Annotated in this window: 24 protein-coding genes; 13 read left to right on the top strand and 11 right to left on the bottom strand. The window is 73.4% G+C overall.

Annotation, left to right across the window (positions count from 1 at the left end):
- Positions 1-43 precede the first annotated feature (43 nt).
- The 7 genes from FL583_RS08825 (at position 44) to FL583_RS08795 (ending at position 6735) form a co-directional block, all read left to right on the top strand.
- A complete protein-coding gene (locus FL583_RS08825; protein WP_142704060.1) occupies positions 44-844 on the top strand; it encodes a class I SAM-dependent methyltransferase in 801 nt (266 codons plus the stop codon).
- Positions 841-2037, top strand: coding sequence for a hypothetical protein (locus tag FL583_RS08820; RefSeq protein ID WP_142704059.1), 1197 nt, complete (start codon positions 841-843; stop codon positions 2035-2037). Before FL583_RS08825 ends, FL583_RS08820 begins: the two co-directional genes overlap by 4 nt.
- A 70-nt stretch (positions 2038-2107) precedes the next feature.
- The gene (locus FL583_RS08815; protein ID WP_205751957.1) at positions 2108-3115 is read left to right on the top strand and encodes a FecCD family ABC transporter permease; all 1008 of its coding nucleotides are present in this window, start codon (positions 2108-2110) and stop codon (positions 3113-3115) included.
- Positions 3112-4146 carry a FecCD family ABC transporter permease gene (locus FL583_RS08810; RefSeq protein WP_142704058.1) on the top strand — a complete coding sequence of 345 codons (1035 nt, stop codon included), beginning with the start codon at positions 3112-3114 and terminating at the stop codon, positions 4144-4146. The genes FL583_RS08815 and FL583_RS08810 overlap by 4 nt, the downstream gene beginning before the upstream one ends.
- On the top strand, positions 4143-4949 hold the full coding sequence (locus FL583_RS08805) for an ABC transporter ATP-binding protein (protein WP_142704057.1): 807 nt from the start codon (positions 4143-4145) through the stop codon (positions 4947-4949). Before FL583_RS08810 ends, FL583_RS08805 begins: the two co-directional genes overlap by 4 nt.
- A complete protein-coding gene (locus tag FL583_RS08800; RefSeq protein WP_170323558.1) occupies positions 4946-5959 on the top strand; it encodes an ABC transporter substrate-binding protein in 1014 nt (337 codons plus the stop codon). The genes FL583_RS08805 and FL583_RS08800 overlap by 4 nt, the downstream gene beginning before the upstream one ends.
- A gap of 59 nt (positions 5960-6018) precedes the next feature.
- Complete coding sequence (locus FL583_RS08795; RefSeq protein WP_205751956.1) at positions 6019-6735, top strand: alpha/beta fold hydrolase; 717 nt, start codon at positions 6019-6021, stop codon at positions 6733-6735.
- On the opposite strand, the gene FL583_RS08790 is transcribed toward FL583_RS08795, so the two are convergent.
- The 6 genes from FL583_RS08790 to FL583_RS08760 form a co-directional block, all read right to left on the bottom strand.
- Positions 6722-7507: a DUF899 family protein gene (locus tag FL583_RS08790; protein ID WP_142704055.1), complete on the bottom strand. Its 786-nt coding sequence runs from the start codon at positions 7505-7507 to the stop codon at positions 6722-6724. The genes FL583_RS08795 and FL583_RS08790 overlap by 14 nt on opposite strands.
- A gap of 70 nt (positions 7508-7577) precedes the next feature.
- A complete protein-coding gene (locus tag FL583_RS08785; protein WP_142704054.1) occupies positions 7578-8768 on the bottom strand; it encodes an RNA polymerase sigma factor in 1191 nt (396 codons plus the stop codon).
- Positions 8759-9094 (bottom strand): YciI family protein, encoded by a 336-nt coding sequence (locus FL583_RS08780; protein WP_142704053.1) that lies wholly within the window; start codon positions 9092-9094, stop codon positions 8759-8761. Before FL583_RS08780 ends, FL583_RS08785 begins: the two co-directional genes overlap by 10 nt.
- A gap of 794 nt (positions 9095-9888) precedes the next feature.
- Entirely contained in the window at positions 9889-10281 is a 393-nt protein-coding gene (locus FL583_RS08775) for a DUF427 domain-containing protein (RefSeq protein WP_142704052.1), read from the bottom strand.
- 895 nt (positions 10282-11176) lie between these two features.
- Entirely contained in the window at positions 11177-12100 is a 924-nt protein-coding gene (locus tag FL583_RS08765; protein ID WP_142704051.1) for an intradiol ring-cleavage dioxygenase, read from the bottom strand.
- Positions 12101-12148: 48 nt separating this feature from the next.
- On the bottom strand, positions 12149-13204 hold the full coding sequence (locus FL583_RS08760) for a winged helix DNA-binding domain-containing protein (RefSeq protein WP_142704050.1): 1056 nt from the start codon (positions 13202-13204) through the stop codon (positions 12149-12151).
- Between the two features lie 62 nt (positions 13205-13266).
- Between FL583_RS08760 and FL583_RS08755 the strand changes: the two genes are divergently transcribed.
- A complete protein-coding gene (locus FL583_RS08755; RefSeq protein WP_142704049.1) occupies positions 13267-14244 on the top strand; it encodes a helix-turn-helix transcriptional regulator in 978 nt (325 codons plus the stop codon).
- Here FL583_RS08755 and FL583_RS08750 read toward each other — a convergent pair.
- Positions 14209-14976, bottom strand: a complete 768-nt coding sequence (locus tag FL583_RS08750; RefSeq protein WP_170323557.1) for a class I SAM-dependent methyltransferase — start codon at positions 14974-14976, stop codon at positions 14209-14211. The genes FL583_RS08755 and FL583_RS08750 overlap by 36 nt on opposite strands.
- A 42-nt stretch (positions 14977-15018) precedes the next feature.
- Here FL583_RS08750 and FL583_RS08745 point away from each other — a divergent pair, with 42 nt between their 5' ends.
- Positions 15019-15567 carry a TetR/AcrR family transcriptional regulator gene (locus tag FL583_RS08745; RefSeq protein WP_142704048.1) on the top strand — a complete coding sequence of 183 codons (549 nt, stop codon included), beginning with the start codon at positions 15019-15021 and terminating at the stop codon, positions 15565-15567.
- A 43-nt stretch (positions 15568-15610) separates the two neighbouring features.
- Here the strand turns inward: FL583_RS08745 and FL583_RS08740 are convergent, their stop codons facing one another.
- Complete coding sequence (locus tag FL583_RS08740; protein ID WP_142704047.1) at positions 15611-16042, bottom strand: tautomerase family protein; 432 nt, start codon at positions 16040-16042, stop codon at positions 15611-15613.
- Between the two features lie 31 nt (positions 16043-16073).
- Positions 16074-16832, bottom strand: a complete 759-nt coding sequence (gene lexA / locus FL583_RS08735) for a transcriptional repressor LexA (RefSeq protein ID WP_170323556.1) — start codon at positions 16830-16832, stop codon at positions 16074-16076.
- Positions 16833-16924: 92 nt separating this feature from the next.
- On the opposite strand from lexA, the gene FL583_RS08730 reads away from it, so the two are divergent.
- The 3 genes from FL583_RS08730 (at position 16925) to FL583_RS08720 (ending at position 20180) form a co-directional block, all read left to right on the top strand.
- Positions 16925-17518, top strand: coding sequence for a hypothetical protein (locus tag FL583_RS08730; RefSeq protein WP_142704045.1), 594 nt, complete (start codon positions 16925-16927; stop codon positions 17516-17518).
- 684 nt (positions 17519-18202) lie between these two features.
- Positions 18203-19222 carry a TIGR03617 family F420-dependent LLM class oxidoreductase gene (locus tag FL583_RS08725; RefSeq protein WP_142704044.1) on the top strand — a complete coding sequence of 340 codons (1020 nt, stop codon included), beginning with the start codon at positions 18203-18205 and terminating at the stop codon, positions 19220-19222.
- Positions 19223-19229: 7 nt separating this feature from the next.
- A complete protein-coding gene (locus FL583_RS08720) occupies positions 19230-20180 on the top strand; it encodes an aldo/keto reductase (RefSeq protein WP_142704043.1) in 951 nt (316 codons plus the stop codon).
- Positions 20181-20548: 368 nt separating this feature from the next.
- Here the strand turns inward: FL583_RS08720 and FL583_RS08715 are convergent, their stop codons facing one another.
- Both FL583_RS08715 and FL583_RS40800 read right to left on the bottom strand, forming a co-directional pair.
- On the bottom strand, positions 20549-20974 hold the full coding sequence (locus tag FL583_RS08715) for an Hsp20/alpha crystallin family protein (protein WP_142704042.1): 426 nt from the start codon (positions 20972-20974) through the stop codon (positions 20549-20551).
- 99 nt (positions 20975-21073) lie between these two features.
- Entirely contained in the window at positions 21074-22051 is a 978-nt protein-coding gene (locus FL583_RS40800; RefSeq protein ID WP_205751954.1) for a hypothetical protein, read from the bottom strand.
- A gap of 84 nt (positions 22052-22135) precedes the next feature.
- Between FL583_RS40800 and FL583_RS08700 the strand changes: the two genes are divergently transcribed.
- On the top strand, positions 22136-22890 hold a 755-nt coding region (locus tag FL583_RS08700), incomplete at its 3' end, for a diguanylate cyclase domain-containing protein (RefSeq protein ID WP_170323555.1).

The following is a 22890-nucleotide window of genomic DNA, read 5'->3' as shown; positions in this document are numbered from 1 at the left end:
GTACGGTTGCGCACCGCGACGGGCCACGACAGTAGTAGCCGGCATGGCGTCCTACATCTACGACCAGCAGTGGGAGCAGGAACGGACGAGGGTCGCCGGCCTGGCGGCGATCTTCGACGCCACGACGATCCGCCATCTGAGCACCGCCGGAGTCGCCGACGGCTGGCATTGCTGGGAAGTCGGCGCAGGCACCGGATCCATCGCGAGCTGGCTCGCGTCCGCCGTCGGAACCCAGGGGCGCGTGCTCGCGACCGACCTCGACACGACGTTCCTGCGTGACCTCGACGAACCGCCGGTCGAGGTCGAGCGGCACGACGTGACCGTCGACCCGGTGGAGGAGGGTGCCTTCGACCTCGTGCACGCCCGCGCGCTCCTGATGCACGTGACCGACCCGGCGGCGGTCGTCGCGCGGCTGGCCCGGGCGTTGCGTCCCGGGGGAGTGCTGGTGGTCGAGGACGCGGTCTTCGGCGGACCGTCGACTCGGCTGTGGGAGCCGTTCACGTCGCCGCCGGCCGCGAGCGGTGCGCTGAGCAACGTGATGGACGCGGTGGCGGCCGGGTTCCGGGGCGTGGGCGCCGACCCGGACTGCGGGTTCGCGCTGGCCCCGGCGGTCCGCGCGGCCGGCCTCGGGCACGTCGAGGCCGAGGTGACGCACCGGCTGCTGCACGGGGGCAGCCCGGAGGCCGCGTTCTACGAGCTGTCGCTGCGCCAGCTCGGGGACCGTCTGATCGAGGCGGGCCTGCTCACCCGGGCCGACGCCGACGTGGTCGCCGCGACGGCGGCCGACCCGGGCGCGGACTGGCTTTCGGTCGGACTGGTCAGCGTCACCGGGAGGATCACATGAGTCTGCCCCCGCAAGCCCTCTACGCGGCCGGCCAGGCCGGGCTCGGCCGCCCCGGCAGCGTGTTCCGCTCGCGCCGGGCGTTCCCGGTCCGGCTCGCCGCGGTCGTCGTCGGCGCGGGCTGTCTGCTGGCCCTCGTGCTGGCGCTGGCCGGGGTGCCGTTCGTCGGGCTCGTCGTCCTGATCCTGGCGGTCGCGTCGCTCGGCCTCTGGTTCCTGCTGCCGTCGGCCTCCGTCCGGCGGTGGTTCGCCGACCACGAGCACGGCTTCGTCGACGTCGTGGAGCCACCGGTCGGGGGCCCGGTCGTGCAGGTCGTCCGGTGGACCGAGGTGGCCGGCGTCGAGCTGACCCGGTATCCGGCCGAGACGTTCACGCTGAAGCTGCTGCCCCCGCCCCGGGTGCTGCCGCTGGCCGGGCTGGGCCCGCGGGGCCGGCTGATCGACACGATCGAACGTCACCGGCCGGGCTCGATCGACCCGGTCGCCCGGCAGAGCTGGTTACGTCACGACCAGCAGAACCTCGGGGCCCTGGGCGGGCTCGGCGTGCTGGTGCTGATCACGCTGCTGCTGCTCGCGGTGATCCCGGGCGTCGGGTCGGCCGACCCGTCGGTGGCCGGCTCGTTCGGGCCGCCGCAGAGCCCGCGCAGCTACTCGACGGTGATCGACTCCCCGCTCCCACCGGTCTACAGCGAGCCCGAGCCGACGCTCGAGCCGACCGTGGACTCCGGCATCGCGACCACGACCTCCGACTACGCCGACGTCTGTGAGGGCAAGGTGTTCCCGGACGCCCCGGCGTTCGCCGGCCCGCCCCGCCACCACGTCTACGTCGACGTCCGGGCGGCCGGACACGCGGCCGAGTACTACCTCGGTGACCTGAGCGCCTGGGAGTCCGACAACCCGGCCGAGATCCAGATCGTCGCCTGCGTGAAGTACACGCTGGGCAGCGTGCTGGCCAGCTGTGCCTACCGCGGCTCGAAGGGCCCGGTGCTGCGCCAGACGCTGCGCAACGCCACCTACGACGTGACGGTCCGGCAGGCGAGGACCGGCAAGCTGGTCGGACACAGCGCGTTCCGGGGCAACGTGCGCAGCTGCGAGGAAACGATCATCACGTTCGGCGGCAAGGCGGACGCCATCCAGATCGCCCGGCCGAGCCTGGCCCAGCTGCGCAGTTCGATCGGGAGGTACGTAACGGGTTAGGGAACGGGTCAGGGGATGGGTTAGGGGACCCTTGCCTGCCTGCGGATATAGGTAGGCTAACCTAACCCGCGTGAGAGCCCGGGTACTCGGACGACAGCTCACGGTCTTCCTGGCGGCGGTCGCCGCGCTGGCCGTGGTCGTCGTCGTGAGCTTGATGGTGGGTCGCCAAGCGATCTCGCCGCTGACCGCCGTGCGCGCGTTACTGCCCGACGCGCACGGCGACGCCGTCGACATCGTGCGCGGCCTGCGGCTCGAACGGACGGTCGTCGCGGTCGTCGTCGGCCTCGCGCTCGGCGGGGCCGGCGCGCTGATGCAGGCGCTGACCCGCAACCCGCTGGCCGACCCGGGCCTGCTCGGCGTCAACGCCGGAGCCGCGGCCGCGGTCGTCACCGGGTTCACGTTCTTCGGGATCTCCAGCGGGTTCCCGCAGGTCTGGCTGGCGCTGCTGGGCGCCGCGTTCGGCTCGGTCGCGGTCTACCTGCTCGGCGGCGGGGGACGGGCGGCCACCACCCCGGCCCGGCTCGCGCTGGCCGGGGCCGCGCTCACCGCGGTGCTGTTCGCGTACATGAACGCGCTCGCGATGCGCGACCAGAACACGTTCGACGAGATGCGGTTCTGGGTGGTCGGCTCGGTGGTCAACCGGGGCTACGACGGGTTGCTCGCCGCGATGCCGTTCATCGTGGTCGGCGCCCTGCTCGCGCTGGTCGTGACCCCGGGGCTGAACGCGCTGGCGCTCGGCGAGGACAGCTCGCGCGCGCTCGGGCTCGGCGTCGGCCGGACGCGGGCCGCGACCGGCGTCGCGATCACGCTGCTCTGCGGCGGCGCGACGGCGGTGGCCGGGCCGATCGTGTTCGTCGGGCTGACCGTGCCGCACGTCGCCCGGTGGTTCGTCGGGCCCGATCAGCGGCGGGCGGTGCCGCTCTCGATGCTGCTGGCCGCGTTCTTCCTGGTGCTCTGCGACACGCTCGGCCGGGTCGTGTCGAGCGGGGCGGAGATCGAGGCCGGGCTGATCGCGTCGATCGTCGGCGCTCCGCTGTTCATCGCGCTCGTGCGCCGTCGCCTGCTGGCCGCGGCATGACGGTGATGCCCGTCCTGGCGGCGGGGTCGTGGTCGGTGCGGCTGCACCGGCGGTCGCTGCTCGTGTGTGCCGGGCTGGTCGTCGCGCTGATCGCCGCGGTCGTCGTGTCGCTGGCCGCCGGGGCCAACTCGTTCGCGGTGTCCCGGGTGCTCCCGGCGATCGTCGGGAACGGCACCCCCGCCGAGCAGCTCATCATCGGCGAGCTGAGGCTGCCCCGGGCGATCACCGCGGTGCTGGTCGGCGCCGGGCTGGGGATCTCCGGCGGCATCTTCCAGTCGCTCACCCGCAACCCGCTCGGCAGCCCGGACGTCGTCGGCTTCGGCCAGGGCGCGACGACCGGAGCGCTGGTCACGATGCTGATCCTGCACGGCGGCTTCACCGCCGCGTCGGTCGGCGCGGTCGCCGGGGGCGCGATCACCGCCGCGCTGGTGTTCGTGCTCTCCGCGCACCACGGCGTGGCCCCGCTCCGGCTCGTGCTCGTCGGACTCGGCGCGGCGCTGATGCTGAACTCGATCAACTCGCTGCTGATCGTGCGGTCCCAGCTGTACGACGCCCAGAGCGCCTCGGCCTGGATCGTCGGCAGCCTGGCCGGTCGCGAGTGGACCCAGGCCCGGCTGATGGGCGCGGTACTCCTCGTCGGTGTGGTGCTGTGTGCGGCGCTGTACCGGCCGCTCAGCCTGAGCGAGTTCTCCGACGAGCGGTCGACGAGCCTCGGCCTGAACGTCGGGCGGGCGCGCCTCGGCGCGGTCGCGGTCGGCGTGCTGCTGTCGTCGGCGGCGGTCGCCGCCGCCGGTCCGATCCAGTTCGTCGCGCTCCCGGCGCCGCAGATCGCGCGCCGGCTCACCGGGGCGGCCGGGCCCAACCTGGTCGCGTCCGGGCTGGTCGGCGCGCTGCTGCTGGTGCTGGCCGACTTCGCCGCGCGGGAAGCCTTCCAGCCCCGGCAACTGCCGGTAGGCGTCATCACCGGGGTCGTCGGCGGCCTCTACCTGGCCTGGCTGCTGAGCCGCGAGTGGAAGAAGGGCCGCACATGACCAGGCTGAAGGCGGAGGGCGTCGCGCTCGGCTACGACGGGCGCCGCGTCGTGCACGGCCTCGACCTGACGATCCCCGACGGCTCGTTCACCGCGATCGTCGGCGCGAACGGCAGCGGGAAGTCCACGCTGCTGCGCGGGCTCGCCCGCCTGCTCAAGCCGGAGAACGGCTCGGTCGTGCTCGACGGCAAGGCCATCGGCGGTTACTCGTCGAAAGAGGTCGCCCGGCGGCTGGGCCTGCTGCCGCAGTCCCAGACCGCGCCGGACGCGATCAGCGTCCGCGACCTGGTCGCCCGCGGCCGGTACCCGCACCAGACGCTGCTGCGCCAGTGGTCCCCGGCCGACCAGACCGCGGTCGACGCCGCCCTGAAGCTCACCGGGACGACCGAGCTGGCCACCCGGCTGTTCGACGAGCTCTCGGGCGGGCAGCGTCAGCGGGTCTGGCTGGCCCTGGCGCTGGCCCAGGAGACCGACATCCTGCTGCTCGACGAGCCCACCACGTACCTCGACCTGCGTCACCAGATCGACGTGCTCGACCTGTGCGCGCGGCTGCGCACCGAGCGCGGCTCGACGCTGGTCGCCGTGCTGCACGACCTCAACCTCGCCGCCCGCTACGCCACCCACCTGGTGGCGATGAAGGACGGCGCGATCGTCGCCGAGGGCGAGCCGGCCGAGGTCATCACGCCCACCCTCATCGAGGACGTCTTCGGGCTTCCCTGCCGGGTCATCGACGACCCGGAATCCGGCACCCCGCTGATCATCCCGCGTCTCACCGTCAACACCCGGAAGGAATCCCTCCTGTGAAGCTCCGATCGACCCGCGTCGCCGGCCTGGCCGTCGCCGTCGCCGCGTCGCTGATCCTGGCCGCCTGCGGCGGCTCGGACACCGACTCGTCGTCCTCCTCCAGCGCGGCGCCGGCCGGTCCGTTCGAGTTCAAGGACGCCCGCGGCAAGACCGTCACGATCGAGAAGACGCCGACGACCGTCGTCGCGCAGAGCAGCGTCGCGGCCGCCCTCTGGGACGCGGGCTTCCAGGTCAAGGGCGCCTACGGCGAGCTGACCCCGGACGCCGGCGGGAAGCTCAGCTTCCAGGCCGGCAACCTCGACCTGAAGAAGGTCGACGTGATCGGGAAGACCTACGGCGAGTTCGACACCGAGAAGTACGCGCTGCTCGACCCGCAGCTGCTGATCGACTACACGTACGACGCCAAGGCGCTGTGGTACGTCCCGCAGGCCCAGGCCGACCGGGTCGAGAAGCTCGCGCCGACGCTCGCGGTCCCGGGCAACTACCAGACCACCGACGAGGCCATCCAGACGTTCGTCGACCTGGCCGGCAAGCTCGGCGCCGACACCGGCAGCGACGCGCTGAAGACCGCGAAGACCCGGTACGACACCGCGCTGAAGGACATCAGCGCGGTCGCGAAGACCTCCGGGCTCAAGGTCGCGATCATGTCGCCGGGCAAGGACTCCCTGTACGTCGTGAAGCCGGCGATGGTCCCCGAGGGCAACACGCTGAAGGCCCAGGGCCTCGACCTGATGGACGCGACCGGCAAGTCGAAGGACACCGACGTCTTCGCCCAGCAGAGCTGGGAGGAGGCGCCCACGTACAAGGACGCCGACGTCATCCTGGTCGACGCCCGCACCTACGAGGGCTCGAAGGCCGACCTGGCCAAGGTCGCGACCTGGGCGAACCTGCCCGCGGTGAAGGCCGGGCAGGTCTACCCGTGGTACGCGGCGGCGCCGTACTCGTACGCGTCCTACGCGAAGATCTACGCGGAGCTGGCCGCCGACCTGAAGGCGGCCAAGAAGCTCTGAGCGGCTTCGTCGAGATCGGAGACCGTCGCCTGCACTTCCGCACCGGAGGTGCGGGCGACGTGACCGTGGTGTTCGAGGCCGGCCTGGGCATGTCGGGCGTGTGCTGGGGGCTGGTCGCGCCGGGGGTGGACGAGTTCGCGCGCACGGTCGTGTACGACCGGGCCGGGTACGGGCGGAGCACGTTCGACGTCGCTCCCCGGACACTGCCTCGGCTGGCTTCCGACCTGGGTGTTCTGCTGCGTTCCCTGGACGGGCCGTTCGTGCTGGTCGGGCACAGCTGGGGTGGCCCGATCGTGCGGGTGCTCGCGTCCCGTCGCGAGTTCGACGTGCGCGGGCTGGTGCTCGTCGATCCGTCGGACGAGCTCGACGTCCCGCCGACGGCCGGCCGGATGCGGCTGGCCGGGCCGGTGACGCGGACGCTGGCCGGGCTCGGGATCTACCGGCTCGCGGCCCGGATCGGGTCGGCGTTGCCGGATTACGCGCAGTTCCGGGAGGAGTGTTTCAGCCGCCGGGGTGCGCGGGTCTATGCGGCCGAGGTGCGCGAGTTCGTGCCCGGCCTGGCGTCGCTGCGGGCTGCGCCGCCGTCCCTCGGCGACCTGCCGGTCACGATTCTCTCGGCCGGGGCCGGGCCCGCGTCGCTCCGGGCGGCCCACGCGGCCTCGGTCGCCGCGGCCGGCGGACGGCTGGTCGTCGCCGACGGGGCGGGCCACAACCTGATGTTCGAGCGGCCCGCCCTCGTCGTCGAGGAGATCCGCCGGCTGGTCAGCCGCCGGTGAGGTCGTCGGAGCGGCCCGCGGCCAGGCGGGTCCACTGCGGGATCGGGCGTCCGTTCAGGCGCTGGTAGTCGCCGTCGCCGCCGCGGTACTCCGGCCAGCCGGCCGGCGAGTCCTCCCACGGCTCCTGACGTCCGTACACGGTGACGTCCATCAGCCGGTACGTGTAGTCCATGTGCTCGACGCCCCGCCGGGTCGTCCAGTACGTCTCGAACACCCGGTCGCCGTCGCGGACGTAGTTGATCAGGTGCATCATGCCGACGGTCCGGCCGACGAGGAGAGCCTTCAAGCTTTCTTCTCCGGCGGAGTACCAGGGCATCTCCCAGCCCATGAAGTCGCGGTAGCGGCGGCTCTCCGGGTAGGGGCCCTGCGCGACGACGGCGTAGGTGATGTCGCGGGAGTGCAGGTAGGAGAGCTCGGCGACGCTGCCGCCGCACCAGGTGCAGCCCTCGCACTGCTCGGCGGCGGGCCTGCCCGGATACCACATGTAGTAGTAGGCGAGCAGTTGCCGTCGGCCCTCGAACGCGTCGAGCAGGGTGATCGGGCCGTCCGGGCCGGTCAGGCGGGTTTCCGCGGGGACTTCGACCATCGGGAGCCGCCGCCGCTGCGCGGCGATCGCGTCGCCCTCGCGGGTGTGTGCCTTCTCGCGGACCCGCAGGCGGCTGATCTCGGCCTCGAACGCTGTGCGCTCGACGACGGGTGGCAGTGCGGCCGTGGCGACGTCCGGACGGGTTCGCGGTTCGGCCTGGTGGTGGCCGCAGCAGTGGTCGGTCATTGTGGCGTTTCCTCCGTCGCTCAGTTGGATCGCCCCACCGACGAACGGTTCGGTTTCAGATCGACACGGGTTACGAGACTTCTTTCCGGCGGGCCGCGAGGTACCTCCGCTCGGGGTCGGTGGGGGCGAGCGCGATGGCTTCGTCGTAGGCGGTGCGGGCCTCGGTGTCGCGGCCGGCGCGGCGGAGGAGGTCGGCGCGGGTGGCCGGGAGCAGGTAGTAGCCGTCGAGGCCTTCGATGTGCGCCATCAGTGCCAGGCCGGCCGGGATGCCCTCGGACATCGCGACGGCCACGGCCCGGTTCAACTCGACGACCGGCGACGGCGCCAGCTCGCGGAGCGTCCCGTACAGGGCGGCGATCTGGGCCCAATCGGTGCTCGGGGTCCCGTCCGCCGTGGAATGACAGGACGCGATCGCGGCCTGCACCTGGTACGGGCCGGGGCGTCGCTTCGCGACGGCGCGGTCGAGGACCGCGACCCCCTCGGTGATGAGCGTGCGGTCCCAGCGGGACCGGTCCTGGAGTTCCAGGGGGACGAGGACGCCGTCGGCGATGCGGGAGGGGCGGCGGGCCTCGCTGAAGAGCATCAGGGCGAGGAGGCCGAGCGGTTCCGGCTCGTCGGGGAGGAGGCGGGTGAGCATGCGGGCGAGGTCGAGGGCCTCGCGGGTGCGCCCCGAGTTTCTGTCGTAGCCCTCGTTGAAGATCAGGTACAGGACGGCGAGCACGGAGGCGAGGCGCTCGGGGAAGTGGTCGGCCCCGGGCACCTCGTAGGGGAGGTTCTTGATGGCGATCGTGCGTTTCGCGCGCACCAGGCGCTGGGCCATCGTCGGCTCGGTGGTGAGAAAGGCCTGGGCGATCTGGGCGGTGCTCAGCCCGGTGAGCGTGCGCAGGGTGAGCGCGACCCGGGCGTCGAACGAGAGCGCGGGGTGGCAGCAGGTGAAGATCAGGCGGAGGCGCTCGTCGGGGAAGTGGTCCTGGTCCGGCGGCTCGGGGGAGTGGGCCAGCAGCGCGGCCTGGCGCAGTTTGCTGCGGCCGACCGCGTCCCGGCGGAGCCGGTCGGTGGCCCGGTTGCGGGCGGTCGTGGTCAGCCAGGCGCCGGGGTTGGCCGGGACGCCATCGCGCGGCCAGGTGGCGAGCGCGGCCGCGAACGCGTCCTGGGCGCAGTCCTCGGCCAGGTCCCAGTCGCCGTAGAGGCCGATCAGCGTGGCGACGATTTGAGGTTTTTCGGCGCGGTAGGCGGCGTCGACGGCGGTTGTCACTCCCACATCGGGCGGATTTCCACGCTGCCCCACTGGGCGTAGGGGTGCTTGGCGGCGAGTGCTACGGCCTCGTCGAGCGTGTCGCAGTCGACGATCGCGAAGCCGCCGACGAAGTCCTTGGTCTCGGCGAACGGACCGTCGGAGACGAGCGTCTCGGCGTTCCGGACGCGGACGGTCGTGGCCTCGGAGGTCGGGCGAAGGCGCGCGCCGCGGCCGGTGCCGTGGTGGGCGGAGAGGGCGTCGACCCAGGCCTGGTGCTGCGGATCGGTGGCGAGGTCTTCGTTGGTGGGGAGAACGGATTCGTCGTCGCAGATGAGGAGGACGTACTTCATGGGGGTCAGTTTGGCATTGGTGTTCGGGGGGTGGGGGTGACGCTGGTCTGCGGGCCGGGCGAGGTCGGGCGGCCGGGCTAGGTCGGGCGGGCTGGGCCGGGCGGGCTGGGCCGGGCCAGGGACGGACGGGCTTGGGCGGGCCAGGGAGGGCCGGGCTTGGGTGGGCCTGGCTAGGTCGGGTCTGGGCGGATTGGGCCGGCCGGGTCGGCCGGGTCGGCCGGGTGGGCTGGGGCGCGCGGGCTGGGCGGGTTCCGGGCCTGGCTGGGCTTGGTCCGGGTTTGGCTGGGCGGGGTCCGGATCTCGCTGGGCGGGGTAGGGACCTGGCTGAGCCTGGCCGGGTCGGTTGGGGCATGCCCGGGCGCGCGGGTCTTGTCGGTCGGGCTTGGCCGGGTCGCGCGGGCCGGAGCGCGCGGGTCTGGCCGGCCTGGCCGGCCAGACCGGGTGGGCGCGCCGGAAACAGGCGGGAGGGAGCGCCGCAGGTCGGGGCGCCGCAGGTCGGGCGGCTGGACCGGCTGAGCGGGCCGGAGCGGGTGGATCGTGGCGTGCAGATCGGGCGGGTGGCCCGGTTGGGCGGGCCGGAGCGGGTGGATCGTGTCGCGCAGGCCGGGTGGTGGACCGGTCGGGCGGGTGGACCGGTCGAGCGGCGGACCGGCACGCGCAGGCCGAGTGGGTGGACCGGTCGGGCTGGTGGACCGGTCGGGCGGGCCGGAGCGGGTGGACCGGGGCGTGCAGGCCGGGTGGGTGGACCGAGGCGGGTGCCGCCCGAGCGTGGGCTCGGGCGGCGAGGGGCCAAATCAGGCCCGGGCGCCCTCGGCCTCGACGTCGATCGAGTCGACCCGGCCATCCCAGAACGCAACGTGCCCCTTGATCGGCGCCACGGCGTCATACGGCGACTGGTACTCCCACACCGCGTCGGTCGACTTGTCGCCGCCGAGCGGAATCGAGTAGTAGCTCGCGTCACCCTTGTACGGGCAGTACGTCTCGGTACTGGTGCGCTCGAGCAGCGACTGGTCCACGTCCTCGAGCGGCACGTACTGCACCGGCGGATAGGTAGATTCCTGAAGCGTCAACGCGTTGCGGGTATCCGCGACCACCTTGCCGGCGACCGTCACGATCACCCGGTTGTGGTTCGGCGTGACCGTGATCGGGTGGTCGGGTCCGGGCTGGAGTACCGGCTTGTCAGCCATGCCGCCTTCTTCCGTCGAGGTCTCTTCAACGGCTACAAGTCTGGACGCCCGGAGATATTCCTGCCCGCCGAGCACCCCGCCTCCGGCGTCCGAGCGCCGCCCCGCGAGCGTGCACCCCCACGGCCGAGCGCCGCTCGCAAGCGTGTGCCTCGCGGCCGAGCGCCGCTCGCGAGCGGGCGGTCTCCGACCTGCTCGCCCGCAAGCGCCTCCGGCGCGGCTGCCCGGCGTGGGCGGCGGCGCGAGTGGGGGCGTCGTGTCCGCAGTGCGCCCATAGCTATGCGGACCGTTCCTGCTCGCGCCCGCCTCGCCTCGGCCGCGACCCTGCCTGCCCGCATGCGCCCGTTCGGGGTGGCCGCCCGACCTCGCCGTGCCAGAGCCTGCCGTCTCGCGGCCCCGCCGGGGCGGTGGACGGTCAGGATGGGGCTGTAGGGGCGCCGCCCGGCACCCGGCCGCCCGGCACCCGGCCGCCCGGCACCCGGCCGCCTGGTTCCCGCCCGGCCTGCCGCCCGGTGTCCGGCCGCGGGGCGGCCAGCCGTCCGGTTCCCGCCCGGCCTGCCGCCCGGTGTCCGGCCGCGGGGCGGCCAGCCGTCCGGTTCCCGGTCGCGGGGGCCAGCCGCCCGGTTCCCGCCCGGCCTGCCGCCCGGTGTCCGGCCGCGGGGCGGCCAGCCGTCCGGTTCCCGGTCGCGGGGGCCAGCCGCCCGGTTCCCGCCCGGCCTGCCGCCCGGTGTCCGGCCGCGGGGCAGCCTGCCGTCCGGTTCCCGGTTGCGGGGGGCCGACCGCCCGGTTCCCGCCCGGCCAGCCGCCTGGTTCGCGGTCGCGGGGCGGCAGCCGCCCGGTTCCCGGCCGCCCGGTTCCCGGCCGCCCGGTTCCCGGCCGCCCGGTTCCCGGCTGGCGGCTAGCTGCCTGGCGCCTGCCCGCTCGGCGGCGGGCCGCCCGGCGCGCGGCCGCCCGGCGCGCGGCCGCCCGGGGCTGAGCCGCCTTGCGGCTTCGTCCTGGTGTCTACCGGAACCTTCAGGCTCACTGCGTAACCCGCCGTCGCGTCGCCGGTCACCGTGCCTAGCTGATGAACCCCGCCGTCATCACCGAAGACGTTGTCTCCCTCCAGGGAGACCGCGGCCAGATTCGTCACCGACTGCGAATACCCGTCCGCCTCGTACGCGGCCTCACACACCGCCTTGGGCAGCGCCACCTGGGACGTCGCTATCGCCTTCGTCGCGTCGGTGATGCTCGCCGTGTCGGGGTACACCTCGAAGTGAACGTGCGGCCACCGACCGGCGTAGCACGCCGGGAAGACGCTCGTGAAACGCACGATCCCGGCCGCGTCCGCGACCTGCACACCGCGCAGATAGTTCTGGTCCGTGACCCCGTCCGAGTACAGCGAGTACCTCCCGTCCCGGTCGCAGTGCCACACGTACACGGCCACGCCCGGGAACGGGCCGCCGCCGTTCGCCAGATCGACGATCGACAACCCCAGCGTCATCGGAATGCCCGACGCCGTCCCCGAGGCCGACCCGAAGCTCGAGCGGATGTCGCTGCGCACGATCCCGCTCTGTTCGAGCACGTCGGGGCCGTTCGACCCGTCTCCCGGGTACGGCCCGGCGGTCTCGTCGGGGATCTCGGTCAGCTCACCGGCGTCGGCCGTCGACGACGAGTCCGGGCTGCACGCGGCCGCACCGACCACCACCGCGCCCAGGCCGAGCACGGCCAGCGCGCGACGCCGACTGAACAGCGTGCCCAGGTCGAACCCCAACCCCTGGTCGACGACGTCCTCGTCGGGCCGGGGGAGCGGTCTGCCACGGTACGTGCGGTCCACAGCCATGGTCCCAGCATCGCCCCGCTTCCTGAGCGCCCGCCCAGAATTCCCGTGCTACCCCACCAGGAACGCTTCCACGGCGCGCGCCTCGGCGTCCACCGCCTCCGCCTCGGACGACGTGAACGGGCGCAGCGGTGTCACCTGAACCCCGCCGTCGAGCCTCCACGTCGCGCTCACCCGCCCGTCCACCAGCACGACCCGGATGCCGGCGACCGACAGCCCGCGGTGCTCGTCGTCGATGATCCGGGTCCGGTCGTCGTAGCCGAGGATCGCGTTGTCGAACGCGGGCAGGAACCGTACCGGCGCCTCCACGTCCGGATCCGGGCGCGGAGCGTCCGGCAGGTCGAGCAGCTCGCGCCCCCGCGAGTCGCGGAACGCGACCAGCTCCGGACGGACCTGCGCCACCGCCTTCGGCAGCCCGGCCAGCCCGCACCACGCCCTGAGGTCCGCGGTCGCGGCCGGACCGTACGCGGCCAGGTACCGCCGCACCAACACCACCCCGACCGGGTCGGTCCCGTCCGCGTCGAGCGGCGGTACCTCCCGCCCGAGCCACGTCGCCAACGGCAAGTTCTTCACCCCGGCGGTGACCCGCCACAGCCCCCGCGGCGGCAGCTGCACGGTCGGCACCAGGCACGCCACCACCGCCTCCCCCAGCACCCGAGCCCCGACCCCAGGCCAGCGCGCCACCAGCGCCCGCCCGACCTCGCCCATCGACCGCGGCTCGCCGTCGGCCATCAGCGCGACGCCGGCCGCGGCCAGCTCGTCCAGATCGACCCCGGCCAGGTCACGCCGGTAGACGCCGAGCATCCGCTGGCGCAGCATCACGTCGTGCCGGGACCGCCAGGCCAGCGCGTCGTCGGCCGTCACGAGGTGGACGGTCCGGCGCATCAGGTGCATCCGCACCACCCGGCGCTCGGTCAGCAGGCCGGACAGCACCGCCGGGTCGAACGTCCGGAGCCGGGACCAGAGCCCGACGAACGGTTCCTGCGGCTCCTGGGCCTGCAGACCGCCGAGGTGCGCGACCGCGGCCTCGACCGGAAGGTCGGCGCGGTCGAGAAGCAGCTGACGGGCCAGTGTCGCCCGGTTCAACGCCCGGGTGCTCAGGATCATGGACACACCCTCCCGGCCATAGCGGTCAGGTACGGGCCGCTATCGAGCGCATTATCAATGCCATGCTTCCTACCTCATCCCGGCTGCTCTCGCTGCTCTCGCTGCTGCAGGCGCGCCGCGACTGGCCCGGGATGCTGCTGGCCGAGCGTCTGGACGTGAGCCCGCGGACCGTGCGCCGGGACGTCGACCGGCTGCGCGAGCTGGGGTATCCGATCCAGGCGACCAAGGGACCGGACGGCGGCTACCGCCTCGACGCCGGATCCCAGCTGCCGCCGCTGCTGTTCGACGACGAGCAGGCGGTCGCGCTCGCGGTGGCGCTGCGGCTGGCGGTCACGTCCGGAGCCGGGATCGAGGAGGCGGCGGCCCGGGCGCTGGCCACCGTCCGCCAGGTCATGCCGTCCCGGCTCCGGCACCGGATCGACGGCCTCGAGGTCACCGCGGTGTCCCCGGGGCCGGCCCCGCAGGCCGAGACCGCCGTGCTCCTGGCGATCGGCGACGCGATCCGCGCCCGCGAGATTCTCCGCTTCGACTACGGCGCCCCGGCGGAACCGACGCCCCCGCGCCGGGCCGAGCCCCACCACCTGGTCACCTGGGGACGGCGGTGGTACCTCGTCGCCTGGGACCTCGACCGCGCCGACTGGCGCACGTTCCGCGCCGATCGGATCACCCCCCGCACCCCCACCGGCCCGCGCTTTCCTCCCCGCGAGCTCCCCGGTGGCGACGTCGCCGCGTTCGTCGCCCGCCGCTTCCGCGGCGCGGACGAGACCCCCTCCCGGGACGGCGGGTTCGCCGGCTGGCCCCTGCGGGCCGAGGTGATTCTGGACGCCCCGGCCGCGCGCGTCGCGACGTTCGCGGGCGACGCGCTCGTCGAGGAACTCGGCCCCGACCGGTGCAGGCTGACGCTCGGCGGCTGGTCCTGGACGAGCATCGCGTCCTCGCTCGGCCGGTTCGACGTCGACGTCGAGGTGATCGGCCCACCCGAGCTGAAGGAGGCGTTCGCGCAGCTAGCCGGCCGTTTCGCGGCGGCGGCGGGCCAGTAGCGAGAACGAGTTCGGGAGGCGGCCGTCCCAGGACGCGGCCGACACGTCGGAGTACCGCCAGAACGGCTCCGGGTACTCGGCCAGGTGCACGACCTCCAGCCCGGCCCCGGCCACCGCGGTCACGACCTGCCCGAGCGTCCACTGGAACTCCACCGCCCCGTGCCCCGGGAACGTGTCGTCCCCGACGTAGGACCGGGCGAAGTAGCTCCGATCGGGCCGGACGCGCGGATGGTCCTCGTCCCACGTCCAGATGGCGAACGCGGGGTGGCCGTCGTAGAGGAAGAGGTGGCCCGACGGTCGCAGCAGCCGGGCGACGTCCGCGGCCCACGCGTCGAGATCCGTCATCCAGATGAGCGCGCCCTTGCCGGTGTAGACGAGGTCGGCGCAGCCGGCCGCCAGCGGAGCGCCGGGCAGCGCGCCGACGACGTACCGGCAGGGGAGGCCGAGCTCGGTCGCGCGCCGCTGCGTGGCCCGGACCGCGACCTCGCTGAAGTCGACCCCGACGACGGACCTGGCTCCGGCCGCCACCAGCGCGGGATCGTCCATCGCGTCGCCGCTCTGCAGGTGGACCACCTCGGGGGAGCGCCGCAGGAGGTCGCCGAGCACCGCGCGCTCGACCTCCAGCAACGTGCCACCGGCAGCCGCCCGGTCGCGCAGGTCGTCGTACTCGCGCTCGTACTTCTCGCCCGCGGCGTGCCACGCCGCCCGGTTCGCTCGCGTCGTCGGATCCACGTCCCGATCCTATGATGGTCGACATAGTCGAGTGGAGGTGTCGTGGCCGAGGGCGTGCGCGAGCGGATGATTGCCGGAGCGATGCGGCTGCTGGCCCAGCAGGGTCCGCAGGCGACCTCGTTCTCCGAGGTCCTGAAGCTGACGAAGGCGCCGCGGGGGTCGATCTACCACCACTTCCCGGGCGGGAAGAACCAGCTCGTGCTGGCCGCGGTGGATGCGGCCGGCGAGAACGCGCTGCGCGCGCTCGGTGATCTCGACGACGCGGACGCGGTCGCGATCACCGAGGCGTTCCTGGGGATGTGGCGGCTGCTGCTCGAGCGCAGTGCGACGTCGATGGGGTGCGGTGTGCTCGCGGTGACGGTCGCGCCGCCGTCGGACGAGGTGCTCGACCGGGCCCGGGACGTGTTCCGGTCGTGGCGCGCGCTGCTCGAGGAGCGGCTCACCGCGGGCGGGATGCCGGCCGGATTCGCGCCGACGCTGATCGCCGCGGCCGAGGGTGCGGTCGTGCTGGCCCGCGCCGAACGCGGCCTGGAGCCGTTCGACGCGGTCGCCGGCTACCTACTGGCCCACGTCCGCGCGGTGACCGGCTAGCTCAGTTTCTGGCCTGCGTCCGCGCGGTGGGCGGACAGCTCGGTCACCGGCCTGCGTCCGCGCGGTGGGCGGACAGCTCGGCGCGGGCTGCGGCCACGAGCTCCGCGTTCGTGTGCGCGTGTCCCTCGAGGCCCCAGCCGCCTTCCGGCGCCTCGGTCAGCAGCACCCAGACGCGCTCGGCCGGCACGCCGGCCTCCGCGATCAGGTCGGTCAGCTGCCGCACCACCTCGATCTGCTTCCCGCGGTCGAGCGCGCCCGCGTTCGTCAGTACTTGGACGCGGACGTAGTCGCGGTCGCCGTCGACGTTCGAGATCGCGCCGGACGGGAGCTCGTGGACGAACGCCGCGGTGTTCTTCCGGAACATCGCGATGTCGGGCACCTGCTCCACCGCCATCACCGCGTCGGCCAGCGACCGGGCCAGTCCGTGCGGGTCGGTGAACGTCCCCGCGGTTGCGTACACGTCGATCATCGGCATGCCGCGACACTATGTATGACGACCTACATAGTCAAGAGAGCCGCCGGAGGACGCTCACGACGCGGCCGAGGATCTCGGCGTCGTCGGCCGGAATCGGTTCGTAGTGCTCGTTGCGTGGGAGTAACCGGACGTGCTCGGGGGTGAGGTCGAGCACCTTCACGGTCGCCTCGCCGTCGAGCATCGCGGCGACGATCTCGCCGCTCTCGGCCGTCGCCTGGCGCCGTACGACGACGATGTCCCCGTCGCAGATCGCCGCGTCGATCATCGAGTCGCCGCGGATTCGGAGGGCGAACAGTTCGCCGTGCCCGACCAGGCTCGTCGGCAACGTGAAGTTCTCTTCGAAGTCCTCGGAGGCGGGGATGGGGGCGCCCGCGGCGATGGCGCCCAGGAGGGGGACCGTGGTGCTGGCGTCATTGCCGGTGTCGCGGGCGGTTTCGTTGTCGGGGCCGGCGTGGGCGGAGCTGGTCGGGTGCTGGGCGGGCCGGCCGGCAGGCCGGTCGGTGGACCGATGGGCGGACCGGTCGGTGGGCCGGTCCTCGTGCCGGTCGGTGGGTCGGGCGTCGTGCCGGTCGTTGGGCTGGCGGGCGTCGAGGGCGCGCGCTGCGCGGTTGCCGCGGGAGAGGAGGCCGCGATCCTCCAGGATCGCGAGCTGCCGGGCGACGGACGACGTCGAGGTCAGGCCGACCTCGGCGCAGATCTCCCGGATCGACGGCGGATAGCCGCGCTGCCGGGTCGATCGCCGGACCACGGTGAGGATCTGCCGCTGCCGCGGGCTCAACTCGGTCGCCATACCACGACTGTACGACATTTCTTCGATCACATGTACGAACAGGAAGCCGGCTGGCGTTGTGTGACCCTGGACACAGGGTCGATAATGGAGAAATGAGGAGTCGGGTCGGGGTCGTGCTGCTCAGCGGGTTGCTTTTCGTCGTCGCCGCCTGCTCGAGCGACCCGAAACCCGCGCCGCCGGCCCCGTCGCCCTCGGCGTCGGCGTCGGCGTCGGCGCAGGTTCCGGCTTTGCATCTGCCGACGGTGGCCCAGGGTGCGCCCTGCCCGATGACCGGCGAACGCGCGGTGAAGAGCTCGATCGCCTACGACGACGGCCAGAAGGTCCTCGGCCGCGGGCCGGTGGCCCCGATCGCGTACTACTTCGACGGCGCCGGCGCGACGCTCACCCTGACTCCCGAAGACAAGAACCCGGACGGCACCTACAGCAAGAAGGTGCGCTGGCTGGGCGTCGGCTACACCGGGCCGCTGCTGGTGCGGGCGGCCCGGATCGACGGCGCGGGCACCGCGTTCGCCAAGCTCTTCGACATGGCCGAGCACGTGGCCGGTGGATACCGCTTCGTACTGACCGAAAAGGACAACGACTTCCCGGCCACGACGATGGTGAGCGGCCCCGGCTGCTACGCGTACCAGGTCGACGGAACGAACTTCTCCGACGTGATCGTGTTCCAGGCCGCCCTGGCCAAGTGAGCCGGCGCCACCGCGGGTGCGGGCGTTCGGTCGGGCCGCGCCGGACATCGCCGTGTCGGTTCACCCGGGGGTGCGCAGCACCTCGACCGGCGGCCAACGACTCCAGCGCCTGAAGCCCGGCCGGAGCGGCCGTCCCGGCGGTGGAGGGGGGCCCGGGATCCGGCGGAGGTCCGCGCCCCGCAACGCAAGCGCTGATCGCCCAGCGCGGGCCGCGCACAACACCGGCCACTTCCCGAGGCGATCGGCCGTCGAGCGCGACCGGCGAAGGCCCGCCGGCGGCGAGCGGCGAGGGCCCGGCGGCCGCGGTCGCGAGGGCCCGGCGGCCGCGGTCGCGAGGGCCCGGCGGCCGCGGTCGCGAGGGCCTGGTGGCCGTGGTCGAGAAGGCCCGGTGGAATCAACCCGGCCGCGCAGTCAGGTTCCTCCGTCGACGTGGGTCCGCCGCGATCTCCGGCGCGCTCCCGAAATGATGGAACCGCGCTGAGCGGAGGTCCGCTCCGGCTGTCCGCAGTGGATCGACCACCGTCCGGCTCGGGTCGGCCGCCCGCCGCATCGACCATGGGCGGCCCGTCGAGTGGGCAGAAGCCGCGCGCCGAACCCGCGCCGAACCGCGCCGCCCGGACGGGTGTTCGGGCCTCTGTCGCCGAACCCAGCCAGCACCCCCACCCGTCGGTTTATAAAGTATGCGTGAAGCTCGACGTCATGCTCTCGGACTCGGTCATGCAGGCGGCCGAGCGGGCCCGGGCGCTCGAAGCGGCCGGCGTCGACGGCGTCTTCACGTTCGAGAACTCCCACGACGCGTTCTTCCCCCTGGTAGCAGCCGCCCCGGTCTGCACGCTCGACCTGATGACCAACGTCGCGATCGCGTTCCCGCGCAGTCCGATGCACCTCGCCCACGCGGCCTACGACCTGCACCTGCTCTCCGGCGGCCGGTTCCGGCTGGGGCTGGGCTCGCAGGTACGCGCGCACGTCGAGAAGCGGTACGGCGCCCGCTGGGGCAATCCGGTCGAGCACCTGCGCGAGTGGGTCCTCGCGACCAAGGCGATCCTCGACCACTGGCAGCACGGCACCCCGCTGAACTTCCGCGGCGAGTACACGACCCACACGCTCACCACGCCGACGTTCGACCCCGGCCCGAACCCCCACGGCGTCCCCAAAGTACTGGTGGGAGCCCTCGGGCCGCGGATGACGCGGATGGCCGCGGAGGCGGCCGACGGGATCCTCGTGATGCCGTTCAACTCGGCCCGGCACATGCGCGAGCGGACCTGGCCGGCGATCCGCTCCGGCCTCGGCGAGCGCGACCGGACCGCGTTCGAGGTGACCGCGGAGGTCATCGTCGGCGTCGGGCGTACGCCGGAGGAGCTGGCCGCGGCCCGTAACGTGCGGTCGCTGCTCGCGTTCTACGGATCCACCCCGTCCTACCGCCCGGTGCTCGACGTCGAGGGTTGGGGCGACCTGCAGCCGGAGCTCAACGCGCGCTCGAAGCGGGGCGAGTGGGCGACGATGCCCGCGCTGATCACCGACGAGATGGTGGACACGCTCGCGGTCTGCGGCACGCCCGACGAGGTCGCGGCCGAGATCGTCCGCCGCTTCGGCGACTGCGACCGGATCTGCGCGTACTTCCCCGGCTACCCCGCGCCGGACGACCTGATCGCCGACTTCGCCGCCGCGCTGAAGAATTGCCGCGAGCAACCATCTCCGATCTAGTAGGGGAATGGGAAAACTCGGCAACAGCGGCATCGACGTGTTCCCGCTCGCCCTGGGCGGCAACACCTTCGGCTGGACCAGCGACGAGGCGACCTCCCGCGACGTGCTCGACGCCTACGTCGCGGCCGGTGGGAACTTCATCGACACCGCCGACAGCTACACCGCCTGGATCCCCGGCAACTCCGGCGGGGAGTCCGAGACCGTGCTCGGGTCCTGGCTGGCCGACCGCGGGAACCGCGCCGAGATCGTGCTCGGCACGAAGGTCTCGGCCCACCCGGAGTTCAAGGGCCTCGCCCCGGCGACCGTCGCGGCCGCGGCCGACGCCTCCCTGACCCGCCTGAAGACCGACTACATCGACGTCTACTACGCCCATTTCGACGATCCGGAGACGCCGCTGGCCGACACCGTCGCGGCCTTCGACGCGCTGGTGAAGGCGGGCAAGGTCCGGACCGTCGGTATCTCGAACTACAGCGCCGACCGGATCCGGGAGTGGGTCGGCATCGCCCGGCGCGAGGGTTTCGACGCGCCGGTGGCGCTGCAGCCGAACTACAACCTGGTGGCCCGGGCCGCCTACGAGCGGGACCTGGCGCCGGTCGCGGCCGCCGAGGGCCTCGCCGTCGTGCCGTACTTCGCGCTGGCCAGCGGGTTCCTGACCGGCAAGTACCGGACGAAGGACGACCTGGAGGCGGGTGCGATCCGCGGCCGGCTCGCGACCCGGTACTTCTCCGACGAGGGACTCGCGGTCGTCGACGAGCTCGACAAGATCGCGTCCGCGCGTGGGGTCGAGATCGCGACGGTGGCGCTGGCCTGGTTGCGGGGACGTCCGGACGTGGCCGCGCCGATCGCCAGCGCCCGGACGCCGGAGCAGCTGCCTGCTCTGATCGCGTCCGCGACCCTCGACCTCGACGCCGAGGAGCGGGCCACGCTGGACGAGGTCTCGGCCCGCATTCCGGAGTAAGCCCCGGCAACGAATCGGGGCTACGCGAGCGTCGCGTAGCCCCGATTCGTCGTCGTCGGTCGGTCGGTCGTGCTCGGGCCCGGGGCCTCAGGCCCGGGGCTCGGGCGGGGAGCGTTCGCGGTCGGGGGCGTTCTCCGGGTCATGGCCCGGAGGCCGTGCGGGCGGGCCCGCATCACACCACAGAACCGGCCCCGGCGGCGGTCGGCTCGCGTCTCCGGGCTGATCCGGGGGCCTGGCGTCCGGGGGATCGGTTGACCCCCACCCGGCCGCGATCAGTTCCTCGAACTCCGCCCGGACCAACTCCGGATCCGCCGTCACCAGCGCGACGAACGCATCCTCGAGGACAGCGCTCATGGCTGCCGGCCCGGTCAGGCGTCGATCTGTTTGCGGGCGGTCTCGCCCGGCGAGATCGTGATCCGGCGCGGCTTCGCCTGCTCCCTCACCGGGATGCGCAGCGTCAGCACCCCGTTGTCGTAAGACGCCCGGATGCGTTCGGTGTCGAGCGCGTCGCCCAGGAACAGCTGCCGGGTGAACACACCCAGCGGACGCTCACGAACCTGCATCTCGGCCGGCTGCTCCACGGTGGGCCGCCGTTCGGCCCGGACCGTCAGTACGTTCCGCTCGACGTCCAGCTCGACCGCGTCGGGCGTCACGCCCGGAAGGTCGAAGTCGACGACGAACTCGTCGCCCACCCGGTAGGCGTCCATCGGAATGACGGCGGGCTTGGACCAGGTGCCCGGTACGCCGGCGAAGAGCTGGTCGAGCTGCCGGAACGGGTCGGTGCGCATCAACATGACGACCTCCTCGATTCGTTGTCCGATTCGTCAACGCGCACCTCTGTTATAGCCCGTCGTCGTTCCGATGACAAGCGTCCGGTCGTCGGAAAGATGACGTTATCGGTCCTGGGATCGTCGACGTCGGGTGTCACCGCGCAGTTCATCCGTGCGGTCGATGACGTCGTCGATAGACTTCGCGAGCGCCGGATGGCTCGGGCCGAGCGACTCCCGGACGGCTCGGAGCGGGGCGATCAGCGCCGACGTGTCGTTGCCGCCGAGCGTGTCGTGCACCTCCTCGACGGCGCGCCGGGTCGGCTCGTCGAGGTCGGGCCGGCCGCGCAGGTCGGCCGCCCGGGCCGCGACCCGGCGCAGCGTCGCGGCGTGGGCGCGGGCCCAGTCGACGACCGCCCGGTCCTCGGCGCGCCGGTCGCGCTCGTTGCGGACGCGTTCGTCGCGGGTCGATCCGGACTCGTCGTCCCGGGCCGGGCGGGACCGCAGATAGCGCCGCTCGGCCGCCTGCCGGCTGGCGACGCCCAGCGCCGGTGCGAGGTCGTGCCAGCTCACGCCCAGGGCTCGGGCCGCGTCGACGAGCAGCGGCTCCCAGCGGGCGAGCTCGGCCCGCACCTCGCGCAGCGTCGCCAGCGCCGACAACACGGTCGCCGCGTCCACTCCTGCCCGGGCGGCCTCCCCGCCCGCGCCCTCCGACCGAGCCCCCACCGCCCCCGCGCCGGCCGCCCCCGCGCCCGCCGCTCCTGCGCCCGCTGATCCCGCGCCCTCCGGGCGAGCCCCCACCGCTTCCGCGCCGGCCGCTTCCGGGCCGGCCGCTTCCGCGCGGGCCGCTTTCGCGCCGGCCGCTCCTGCGCCCGCTGATCCTGCGCCCTCCGAGCGAGCCCCCACCGCTCCCGCGCCGGCCGCCACCGCGCCCTTCGGCGGGGCGTCCACCGGTGGAGCGTCCGGCTCTCTGGCGTCCGGAACGTCGGCAGGGAGGACGTCGGAATGAGGCAGGAGTCCGTGGACGAGGCGGACGAGGTCCGCCGCGGCGGACTCCGGCGCTCCGCCCTCGCCGAAGTGATCCCGCAGCGGACCTTCCGTCACCGCTCCTCCTCCGTCGTCGTTGCGATGACAAGCATCCCTCACCGGAACACTTCGCTCGGAGATGGAGCCGCCGATGGAGCGGGTATGAAACCCGACGTGCTCTCGGCACTGCGCGGGTGGCTCCGGCTGCGTGGATTCCGGCGGCCGGTGATCGCGACCGGCCGGGCGATGGCGGCCATCGCCGGTGCTTCGTACCTGGTCGGCGGGCTGATCGGCGTGGCCTGCGCGCTCGTGCTGGGGGAGCGGGGACGGACCCCGGTGCTGCTGCTCGCGCTGCTGGCGAGCCTGTTCGGGGTCGGGCTGGGCGTGGTCGCGGTGCGGGGGATCCGGATCCCGCCGGCCGTGTACTACGCGCTGACCGCGGTGGTGATCGGCGTGATCGGCATCGGGGTGCGGGCCGAGCGGGGCGAGATCCTCGCGATGGCGCTGGCCTCGCAGCTCACGTTCGTGACGATCTTCGCGTTCGCGTTCTTCACCTGGCCCGCGGCCTGGGCGCTGCAGCTGCTCTGCGCGGCGACGCTGGTCGTGAGCAAGGTCGAGTGGGACGCGATGCCGTGGGCGGCGGTGATCGCGATGTCCGGGCAGAACGCGATCCTCGGGGTGATCCTCGGGTGGCTGGTCCGGGCGGCGGCACGGGCCGAGACCGACGACCTCACCGGCCTGCCCGACCGGCGCGGGTTCGACCGGGCGCTGGAGTCGGCGGCCGGCCGGGCCGCCCGTTCCGACCGGCCGTTGAGCGTCGCGTTTCTGGATCTCGACGACTTCGGTGCGTTCAACGTCCACCACGGCGAGGCGGCCGGCGACCGGTTGCTGGTCGCGGTCGGCCACGACCTGGCCGC

It is taken from the genome of Cryptosporangium phraense (assembly GCF_006912135.1).
Classification (GTDB): Bacteria; Actinomycetota; Actinomycetes; order Mycobacteriales; family Cryptosporangiaceae; genus Cryptosporangium; species Cryptosporangium phraense.
Note: the sequence above shows the minus strand (reverse complement) of the source record. Positions and strands in the feature narration are given on the sequence as shown.

Bases quoted from the DNA above. Each gene is read 5' to 3' on its own strand.
- FL583_RS08825 (WP_142704060.1), top strand. From the start codon at position 44: ATGGCGTCCTACATCTACGACCAGCAGTGGGAGCAGGAACGGACGAGG.
- FL583_RS08820 (WP_142704059.1), top strand. From the start codon at position 841: ATGAGTCTGCCCCCGCAAGCCCTCTACGCGGCCGGCCAGGCCGGGCTC.
- FL583_RS08810 (WP_142704058.1), top strand. From the start codon at position 3,112: ATGACGGTGATGCCCGTCCTGGCGGCGGGGTCGTGGTCGGTGCGGCTG.
- FL583_RS08805 (WP_142704057.1), top strand. From the start codon at position 4,143: ATGACCAGGCTGAAGGCGGAGGGCGTCGCGCTCGGCTACGACGGGCGC.
- FL583_RS08790 (WP_142704055.1), bottom strand. From the start codon at position 7,507: ATGACCGACCACTGCTGCGGCCACCACCAGGCCGAACCGCGAACCCGT.
- FL583_RS08780 (WP_142704053.1), bottom strand. From the start codon at position 9,094: ATGAAGTACGTCCTCCTCATCTGCGACGACGAATCCGTTCTCCCCACC.
- FL583_RS08775 (WP_142704052.1), bottom strand. From the start codon at position 10,281: ATGGCTGACAAGCCGGTACTCCAGCCCGGACCCGACCACCCGATCACG.
- FL583_RS08765 (WP_142704051.1), bottom strand. From the start codon at position 12,100: ATGGCTGTGGACCGCACGTACCGTGGCAGACCGCTCCCCCGGCCCGAC.
- FL583_RS08760 (WP_142704050.1), bottom strand. From the start codon at position 13,204: ATGATCCTGAGCACCCGGGCGTTGAACCGGGCGACACTGGCCCGTCAG.
- FL583_RS08755 (WP_142704049.1), top strand. From the start codon at position 13,267: ATGCTTCCTACCTCATCCCGGCTGCTCTCGCTGCTCTCGCTGCTGCAG.
- FL583_RS08740 (WP_142704047.1), bottom strand. From the start codon at position 16,042: ATGCCGATGATCGACGTGTACGCAACCGCGGGGACGTTCACCGACCCG.
- lexA (WP_170323556.1), bottom strand. From the start codon at position 16,832: ATGGCGACCGAGTTGAGCCCGCGGCAGCGGCAGATCCTCACCGTGGTC.
- FL583_RS08730 (WP_142704045.1), top strand. From the start codon at position 16,925: ATGAGGAGTCGGGTCGGGGTCGTGCTGCTCAGCGGGTTGCTTTTCGTC.
- FL583_RS08720 (WP_142704043.1), top strand. From the start codon at position 19,230: ATGGGAAAACTCGGCAACAGCGGCATCGACGTGTTCCCGCTCGCCCTG.
- FL583_RS08715 (WP_142704042.1), bottom strand. From the start codon at position 20,974: ATGTTGATGCGCACCGACCCGTTCCGGCAGCTCGACCAGCTCTTCGCC.